Annotated in this window: 2 protein-coding genes; one reads left to right on the top strand and one right to left on the bottom strand. The window is 51.9% G+C overall.

Annotation, left to right across the window (positions count from 1 at the left end):
• Positions 1-168 precede the first annotated feature (168 nt).
• On the bottom strand, positions 169-405 hold the full coding sequence (locus EOS97_RS26665) for a hypothetical protein (protein WP_016947370.1): 237 nt from the start codon (positions 403-405) through the stop codon (positions 169-171).
• A gap of 1188 nt (positions 406-1593) precedes the next feature.
• Here EOS97_RS26665 and EOS97_RS26650 point away from each other — a divergent pair.
• Positions 1594-1896, top strand: coding sequence for a TM2 domain-containing protein (locus tag EOS97_RS26650; protein ID WP_031942343.1), 303 nt, complete (start codon positions 1594-1596; stop codon positions 1894-1896).
• The last annotated feature ends 90 nt before the right edge of the window (positions 1897-1986 follow it).

Here is a 1986-nt window from a genome sequence, read left to right as displayed (position 1 = left end):
ACGACCTCAGGCCGTTTCTGCGCCTTCAGCCACAAAAGAGCACGTCTTACCCCCAGAAAACCGCCCGGAATCGCTCTGGTGAGTTTTACGGGGGTGAATGACTATGCACCGAAGTGAATACCACGCTGTTTCGCCCTGAACTCCCCACGAAACCGGCGAAAGTGGCAATCAGCGACGCGGCGCCCGCGGACGCGACCAAGTAAATTCCGCCTGCTGCCGCTCCTCCTCACGCGCAGATCGCTGCCGTTCTGCCTGGCGCTGCGATTCGATCTGTGCACGAGCCCTGTTAAGGACAATGTGCCTGTTGGGCTGATTCAGCTTCTTGCCTGACGCTCTCTCAGCGGCGGCAACAGCATCGTCGAGAAATCTTTTCTCGGCGGGCGTCAGGTTTATCAGTCGTTTCATGGCGTTCTCCGGTCAGAATAACTCTGCACAGTCTGCCAGACACGGCGAACCTCATGAAGAACCTGCAGCCGGGAACGGCCCTGAGAAACGGTGAACGGGAACGGATTTTAATCCGGTGCCGTGAAGCGTTGGCGGGGTATCGGGGCGCAGCCCTGAGATATCGTTTTGGTGCCGGCATCGTGATGGCGGTACTCCAAAAACACATCTTGTCCCACTTTCAGTTTCTGAATTTGCGGGTTCCGGGCGCAGCGCCGGACCAGTCACGTAGCGCTAGCGGAGTGTATACTGGCTTAATATGTTAGTTCGGAGTGGTGGCTCAGGGAAGTGCTTCATGTGGCAGGAGAAAAAAGGCTGCACCGGTGCGTCAGCAGAATATGTGATACAGGATATATTCCGCTTCCTCGCTCACTGACTCGCTACGCTCGGTCGTTCGACTGCGGCGAGCGGAAATGGCTTACGAACGGGGCAGGGATTTCCTGGAAGATGCCAGGAAGAGACTTAACAGGGAAGCGATAGGGCCGCGGCAAAGCCGTTTTTCCATAGGCTCCGCCCCCCTGACAAGCATCACGAAATCTGACGCTCAAATCAGTGGTGGCGAAACCCGATGCGGCTTAAAGATACCAGGCGTTTCCCCCTGGTGGCTCCCTCGTGCTCCCCCGCATTCCTGCCTTTCGGTTTACCGGTGTCATTCCGCTGTTATGGCCGCGTTTATCTCATTCCACGCCTGACACTCAGTTCCGCGAAGGCAGTTCGCTCCTGGATGGACTGTATGCACGAACCCCCCGTTCAGTCCGACTGCTGCGCCTTATCCGGTAACTATCATCTTGAGTCCAACCCGGAAAGACACGACTTATCGCCACTGGCAGCAGCCACTGGTAACTGATTTAGAGGAGTTAGTCTTGAAGTTATGCGCCTGTTAAGGCTAAACTGAAAGAACAGATTTGGTTACTGCGCTCCTCGTAAGCCAGTTACCACGGTTCAAAGAGTTACTGCTCTGAGAACCTTCGAAAAACCGCCTTGCAGGGCGGTTTTTTCGTTTACAGAGCAAGAGATTACGACGCCACAGAAAGGATCTCAAGAAGATCCTTCACCGTAATGGAAATCTATCCAATCCGAGCACATAGGATACACATCGTTATAAAACATCGGATATTATGATCCCAATTAAAATAAGCTCGAGGATAAAAAATGAGTTCAATGGTTTACTGCCGAGGATGTGGCAAGGAAATACACGAAACAGCAAAGTCATGCCCGCACTGCGGAGCCACAAACGCCTCTTCAGGTTCAGGTGAAAAAAGTAGAATCGCAGCCGCGCTATTAGCATTCTTCCTTGGTGGATTTGGCGCACATAAATTTTACTTAGGAAAAATAGGACAGGGGTTCCTGTATCTAATTTTTTGCTGGACATTCATACCCGCGATCATCGCGTTTATTGAGTTTATTATTTATCTATGCGATTCCGATGAAAAATTCGCACGAAAATATGGCTAACTCATAGCAAAAAAAAGCCCCCTAAGGGCTTTTTTTTGTACCTGACGGTCAGACCGATTAAACATAACATCCCTTGGGCGCACCGCGAAA

It is taken from the genome of Salmonella sp. SSDFZ54 (genome assembly GCF_004010735.1).
In the GTDB taxonomy this organism is placed as follows: Bacteria; Pseudomonadota; Gammaproteobacteria; order Enterobacterales; family Enterobacteriaceae; genus Salmonella; species Salmonella enterica.
The sequence above is the reverse complement of the archived record's forward strand: the minus strand, read 5'-3'. Positions and strand labels throughout refer to the sequence as shown.

Excerpts from the sequence above, each read along its gene's own strand:
- EOS97_RS26665 (WP_016947370.1), bottom strand. The coding sequence starts at position 405 with ATGAAACGACTGATAAACCTGACGCCCGCCGAGAAAAGATTTCTCGAC.
- EOS97_RS26650 (WP_031942343.1), top strand. The coding sequence starts at position 1,594 with ATGAGTTCAATGGTTTACTGCCGAGGATGTGGCAAGGAAATACACGAA.